Below are 1,043 nucleotides of genomic sequence, written 5' to 3' on the forward strand. Positions count from 1 at the left end.
TCTCGGCGGTGTGCGCCGCGGTGTACGCGGCCGGGCCGCCGCTGCCCGCCGTGCGCCGCTCCCGGCGGGCCGCCTCCCTGTGGCTCGCCGCGGTGGGCGCCGTGTGGCTGGTGCTGCTGGCCCTGTCCTCGGACGCCGTATGGCTGGCGTTCCCGCTGTACTTCCTCCAGCTCCACCTGCTGCCGCGCCGCGCCGGGCTCGCCGCCGTGGCGGCCACCGCGGCGGCCGCCGTCGCCGGCTTCGCCGCCCACCAGGGCTCCTTCGGCGCGGCCATGGCGATCGGCCCCGCGCTGGGCGCCGCCGTCGCGGTCGCCGTGGTGTGGGGGTACCAGACCCTGTACCGCGAGAGCGAACGGCGCAGGCGCCTGATCGAGGAGCTCACCGCCACCCGCGCCGACCTGGCCAGGGCCGAGCACACCGCGGGGGTGCTCGCCGAGCGCGAGCGCCTGGCCCGCGAGATCCACGACACCCTCGCGCAGGGGCTGTCCAGCATCCAGTTGCTGCTGCGCGCCGCCGAACGCGTCCTGCCCGCCCGGCCGGAGGCCGCCGCCGGGCATGTGGTGGCGGCCCGGCAGGCCGCGGTGGACAACCTCGCCGAGGCCCGCCGCTTCGTCGCCGCCCTCACCCCGCCCGCCCTGGACGGCACCACTCTGGCCGACGCGCTGGCACGGCTGTGCGCCACCACCGGCGCCCACCACCGGATCACCGCGCGCTTCCGGCTGGACGGCCACCCCGTCCCGCTGGCCACCGCGCAGGAGGTCGCCCTGCTGCGGGTCGCCCAGTCCGCCCTCGCCAACACCGTCCGCCACGCCGGCGCCACCAGCGCCGAGATCACCCTCGGCTACCTCGGGGACCACATCGCCCTCGGCGTCGCCGACGACGGCACCGGCTTCGACCTCGGCCGGCTGCCCGCGCCCGACCCCGTAGGCGGCGGCTTCGGCCTGGCGGCCATGCGCGCCCGCATGCACGCCCTCGGCGGCACCCTGGCCGTCGAATCCGCCCCCGGGCGCGGCACCCGCCTGACCGCCCGGCTCCCTCTCGAC

The 1,043-nt window shown here is 78.7% G+C and carries 1 protein-coding gene; it reads left to right on the forward strand.

Features of this window, described 5'->3' with window-relative positions; genetic code table 11:
* Positions 1 to 1,043 (forward strand): sensor histidine kinase (locus tag FRZ03_RS12535; protein WP_146465222.1); only part of this gene is annotated, 1,043 nt, incomplete at both ends.

It is taken from the genome of Streptomyces misionensis (assembly GCF_007896895.1).
In the GTDB taxonomy this organism is placed as follows: domain Bacteria; phylum Actinomycetota; class Actinomycetes; order Streptomycetales; family Streptomycetaceae; genus Streptomyces; species Streptomyces misionensis_A.